General features: G+C 67.1%; 5 protein-coding genes. All 5 read right to left on the bottom strand.

The genetic code is table 11. The annotated features are described in order from the left end of the window. Window positions 1-110: 110 nt before the first annotated feature. Window positions 111-1,043 carry an aldo/keto reductase gene (locus tag Mterra_RS18855; protein ID WP_027891662.1) on the bottom strand — a complete coding sequence of 311 codons (933 nt, stop codon included), beginning with the start codon at window positions 1,041-1,043 and terminating at the stop codon, window positions 111-113. A 41-nt stretch (window positions 1,044-1,084) separates the two neighbouring features. Next, a complete protein-coding gene (locus tag Mterra_RS18850; RefSeq protein ID WP_245971693.1) occupies window positions 1,085-1,951 on the bottom strand; it encodes a carbohydrate ABC transporter permease in 867 nt (288 codons plus the stop codon). 4 nt (window positions 1,952-1,955) lie between these two features. Then, complete coding sequence (locus tag Mterra_RS18845) at window positions 1,956-2,903, bottom strand: carbohydrate ABC transporter permease (protein WP_119316539.1); 948 nt, start codon at window positions 2,901-2,903, stop codon at window positions 1,956-1,958. A gap of 133 nt (window positions 2,904-3,036) precedes the next feature. Then, window positions 3,037-4,362, bottom strand: coding sequence for an ABC transporter substrate-binding protein (locus tag Mterra_RS18840; RefSeq protein ID WP_119316538.1), 1,326 nt, complete (start codon window positions 4,360-4,362; stop codon window positions 3,037-3,039). Window positions 4,363-4,371: 9 nt separating this feature from the next. Beyond that, the coding region (locus tag Mterra_RS18835; protein ID WP_275054853.1) for a glycoside hydrolase family 2 TIM barrel-domain containing protein at window positions 4,372-4,966 on the bottom strand (595 nt) is incomplete at its 5' end.

Genomic DNA, 4,966 nt, shown 5'->3' with positions numbered 1-4,966 from the left:
CTGGGGAGGAGGGGGTTGACGAAGGTCTTGGGGGGTTGGCTCGAGGCGCTCATGAGCATCAGAAACAGCAGGGTCAGAAGGGGGAGGGGCTTGGCTGGCATCTTTATCCTTCAGGCTACGGCCTGTCGCAGGCTCTCGAGCAGTTCTTCATCCAGCAGGGGCCGGACCGAGGCGCCCACGTTCTGCTCGACCTGTTCGGGGGTTTTGGCTCCCGGGATCGCCGCTGAAACCGCCGGATGGGCCAGCACGTAGCGCAGGGCGAGCTGGCTGAGGTTCTGGCCGGGTCCCACCCACTTGCGCAGGCGTTCGACTTTGCCCAGGCTCTCCTGGAACCAGGCCTCCCGGGGCCAGTCCTTGCGGATATCCCCCTCGGGAAAGCGGGTTTGCGCCGAGAATTTGCCGCTCAGAAGGCCCATGCGCAGCGGTCCTCGGACCACTACCCCGATGCCGTGCTGCTCACAGTACGGCAACAGGCCGGCCTCGGACCTGCGGTTGAGCAGGCTGTAGTCGAGCTGGACCACGTCGAGCCCTCCGTGCTGGTTGAAGTGCTGGACATGCTCGAGGCTATCGGTGGAAACCCCTACCGCCCTCACCCGCCCCTCGGCCTTGAGCCGGGTAAAGGCGGCCAAAAAAGCCTCGGTTTCCTCGTGCTTGTCCCACCAGATGTGGTCGAAGTAGACGTCGAGGTAGTCGGTCCCCAGGCGTTGCAGGCTGGCTTCGAAGGCCCGGATCACCTTCTCGGGGGTGTCGTAAACCGGCTCCCTTTTAGGGTCGCGGTGGTGGCCCATCAGCCCGCCCTTGCTGGCGAGGATGACCCTCTCCCGCTTTCCCCGGACGGCCTGGCCCACCAGCCGCTCGCTGCGACCGTCGCCGTAGACGTCGGCGGTATCGATGAAGTTGACCCCGAGCTCGAGGGCGCGCTCGAGGGCCCGCAGCGAGGTCGCGTCGTCCACTTCCCCCCAGGCGTCACCCCCGATGGCCCAGGCCCCGAAGCCGATCTCCGAAACCTCGATCCCGGTCCGACCCAGTTGCCTGTAGTGCATGCTGAACTCCTCTCCGAGAGACCAAAACCCCTGCCGAGGGCTCACTCCTTCATCCCGGTGAGCGCGATGCCCTGCTCGAGGTAGCGCTGGGCCAGCAGGTAGGCGACGAGCACGGGGATGGCGGCCAGGGCGGTCCCGGCCATCAGCTTGCCGTACTCGGTGACGTAGCGCTGGGAGAAGGAGGTGAGGCCGACGGGCAGGGTCTGCATGTCGGGGGAGGTGGCGACGTAGAGCGGCCAGACGTAGTTGTTCCACGAGCCCATGAAGCTGAACACCCCCAGCGTCACCAGCACCGGCACCGACAGCGGCAGGATCACGAAGAGCAGGATCTGCAGGCTGTTGGCCCCGTCCATGCGGGCGGCCTCCTCGAGCTCGCGCGGCAGCGTGGAGAAGAACTGCCGCAGCAAGAACACCCCGAAGGCCCCGGCCACCCCCGGCCAGATCAGGGCGTGGTAGGTGTCGATCCAGTTGAACTGCAGCATCATGATGTAGGTCGGGATCAGCGTCACGATGCCGGGCACCATCATGCTCGAGAGGATGAACCAGAACCACGTCTCGCGCCCCTTGAAGCGCATGCGCGAGAGCGGGTAGGCCGCCAGCACGCACAGCGCGACGTGCACGAAGGTGAAGGCGAAGGCGGTGAACAGCGAGTTCCAGGTCCAGCGCAAGAGCTTGCCGTCGGGCGAGTTGATGATCTCGTCGTAGTTCTCGAGGGTGGGGTTCTTGGGGATCCACTGCACGGGGATGGAGATGGTCTCGGCCTCGGGCTTGAACGACGTCGAGAGCATCCAGTACAGCGGGGCCAGGAAGATGACGGCCAGGAGGGCCAGGACGATGAAGCGCGGCAGGTCGCGGACGCGGCGCCAGCGGGGGGTGGCGCGGGGGCGGGAGTACCGATCGGAGCTCACCACGTCAGCGCTCCCTCGAGGCGTTGAGGTCCTTGACCATCAGCCGGAACTGGATCACGGTGAACACCAGCATCAGCGCGCCGAAGACGAAGGCCATGGCCGAGGCGCTGGAGAGCTGGTAGTTGCTAAAAGCCTCCTCGGTGATGTACATGATCACGCTCTGGGTGCTGCGGGCGGGGCCGCCGTTGGTGATGACCTGCGACTGCCCGAAGAGCTGGAAGGAGGCCAGCACCGTGGTCACGGTGATGAAGAGGGTGGTGGGGGCCAACAGCGGCACCGTGATGTGGCGGAACTTGGCCCACGGGCCCGCCCCGTCGATGTCGGCGGCCTCGTAGACGCTCTGGCTGATGCCGCCGAGCGCCGCGAGGTAGAGCGTCATGTTGAAGCCCACCGTCCACCACACCGTGCCCACGATGATGGGCACCCAGGCCCAGCCCTCGGTGGTGAGGAACTGGATCACCGGCAGCCCCCAGAACTCCTGGCGGATGACGTTGACCAGGCCGCTCTGGTTGTCGAACATCCAGCGCCAGAGGATGCCCATCACCGAGACCGAGAGGATGCCGGGCATGAAGAAGATGGCCCGGAACACCGCCCGCCCGAAGATGGGCCGGTACAGCAGCACCGCCAGCCCCAGCGCCGCGCCCACCAGCAGCGGCGTGCTGACGAGCGTGAAGAGGGTGGTGTTGAGCAGGCTCTTCCAGAAGAACTGCGACTGCGGGGTGGAGGGGTCGAAGAGGTTGCGGTAGTAGGTGAGGCCCACGAACTCCTGCTGGCCGCCCAGCAGGTCCCAGCGGTGGAAGCTCACCCATAAGCCGTAGCCCACCGGGTAGACGATGAAGACGAAGAAAAACACCGCGTGGGGCAGCAGGTAGAGGTAGGGGACTAAGGGGTTGGAGTCGTCGAGGGCAAAAAGCCTTCCGCGCCGTGGGCTCGAGTCGGACGCGCGGGTCATTCGCACCTCCAAGGTGGGGCAAGAAGCCGGGGTTGCCGGCTACGGGCGGGGCGGGAAAGGGCTCGAGGCGCCGGAGCCTTGAGGGGTGGGCCCCCACCAGGAGGAGGTTGGTGGAGGCCCAAAGCGAGGGGGGTTAGCGGAAGTTGGGTCGGGCCTGGGCGATCTGCTTGTTGGCCTCGTCCACGCCCTGGTCGAGGGCCTGCTTGACGGGCTGCTTGCCCAGGTAGGCCCGCTCCCACGCGCCGTCGAAGGGCCCGAGCACCTGGCCGCCCCAGGGGAAGCCGCTGGTGGCGTAGATGCTGTCGAGCTTGTCGAAGATGCCGGCGATGGGCTGGTTCTCGAACTTCTTGTCCTGGGCCACGGCCCGCACGGTGGGCAGGCTGCCGGTCGAGGTCCAGGTCAGGTTCTGCGGGGCGGCCGACATCCAGTTGATGAACTCCATGGCCGCGGCGCGCTTGTTGGGGTCGTAGCCCTGGCGCTGCACCGGGAGGGTGAGGTGGCTCGAGCCGCCCCAGGTGGCGTCCTGCTTGTTGCCGATGCGCGGGGGGAAGGCCACGCCGAAGGAGAAGTTGGGGGTCTTCTCGAAGCGGTCGAGGTACCACTGGCCCGAGGGGAAGAAGCAGACCTTGCCCTGGCTGAAGGCGGCGAGCTCGGCCTCTTCGGTGGAGTTGGCGCGGGCGACGTTCTCCTTCTGCACCAGGTCTACCAGGAACTGCACGGCCTCGACGGCCTCGGGGGTGTTGAAGCTGGCGTTGAGGTCCTTGTCAACGAGGCTGCCGCCGTTTTGCAGGATGGCCGAGTAGGCCATGCGCGCGCCGACCCAGTTGTTGTAGAGGCTGATGCCCCAGGTCTCGAGGTTCTTGCCGTCGAAGCCGGCCTGGCCGGGCTTGCGGCCTTCCTTGTCGGTGGTGCAGGCGCGGGCGGCGGTGAGCAGCTCGGCGCGGTTGGTGGGCACCTTGCTCACGCCCATCTTCTGCATGAGGGCCTTGTTGTAGAACATCACGTAGGCCACCGCCGAGATGGGCACGCCGTAGCTCTGCCCCTTGTAGCTGGCGGTCTCGAAGAGGGGCTTGAAGAAGCGGTTGGTGTCGATGTTCGCGCTGCGGTACATCTGCGGGGTGATGGGCGTGAGCGCGCCGCGGGCGATGAAGCGGGTGATCTGGTCCTCGTTGACCACCACCACGTCGGGGGCGCGGCCCGAGGCGACGAGGGGCTCGAGCTGGTTCCAGGTGGTGCCCCAGGGCTGGGCGGTGGCCTTGACCACGATGTTGGGGTGGGTCTCGTTGAAGCGCTTGACCAGGTCCTCCATCACCGGGCGGTCGGGGCCGGTGAAGCCGTGGAGGTAGGTGATCTCCACCTTGGGGCCGGTGTAGCTCGACTGCGTCTGCGCGAGGATGAACCCGCCCGTGCCTAGGGCGCCCAGCAGGAGCGCCAAACCGATCTTGCCTTTCCTGTTCATCTTTCCTCCTTACACCGAAACGGCGGCCTTGCGTTGTTTGTCCAGCCAGCGCCGGGAATAGCCCAGCGGGTTGGCTTCGTCGTAGGGCTGTGCGGGCCCGCGGGTGGCGCGGCACAGCCGGTCGAGGTCGGCTTTAGGAGTGCGGTCGGCGTAGAGCAGACCGTTCTTCTCCTGGAAGGTGTCGGTGAGCTGAGTGTAGCAGAAGCCGGCCAGCCCCTTGCTGCGGTGCACGGCCTCGAGCAGCGCGCTGTAGTGCTCGACGAAGCCCTCCGCGCTCTGCGCGCGGCTGTAGCCCCAGCCGTCGCCCTGCGAGAAGGCGATGCCGCCGAACTCGGTGAGCAGCGCCGGTTTTTCCCGCCACTCGAAGCCCTCCAGCGCCAGGCGGCGCCCGCCGGGGCGGAAGGTCTCGGCGGCCTTCTCGAGGGCCTCGAGGTCGGCGTAGCGCCGCACGACCACCTCGGGGTCGGGGGTGTAGTCGTGGACGGCGAAGACGTCGCCGGCCGGCTGCTCCCAGCCGTCGTTGGCGCTGACGAGCCGGGTGGGGTCGTGGGCGCGGGTGAGGTGGTAGAGGCCCCTCACGAAGTCGCGCTGGGCGGGCTGGGTG

This window comes from Calidithermus terrae (genome assembly GCF_003574345.1).
Lineage (GTDB): Bacteria > Deinococcota > Deinococci > Deinococcales > Thermaceae > Calidithermus > Calidithermus chliarophilus.
The sequence above is the reverse complement of the archived record's forward strand: the minus strand, read 5'-3'. Positions and strand labels throughout refer to the sequence as shown.

What these genes read in the sequence shown, in the direction of transcription:
- Mterra_RS18855 (WP_027891662.1), bottom strand. Translation starts at nt 1,043, where the DNA reads ATGCACTACAGGCAACTGGGTCGGACCGGGATCGAGGTTTCGGAGATC.
- Mterra_RS18845 (WP_119316539.1), bottom strand. Translation starts at nt 2,903, where the DNA reads ATGACCCGCGCGTCCGACTCGAGCCCACGGCGCGGAAGGCTTTTTGCC.
- Mterra_RS18840 (WP_119316538.1), bottom strand. Translation starts at nt 4,362, where the DNA reads ATGAACAGGAAAGGCAAGATCGGTTTGGCGCTCCTGCTGGGCGCCCTA.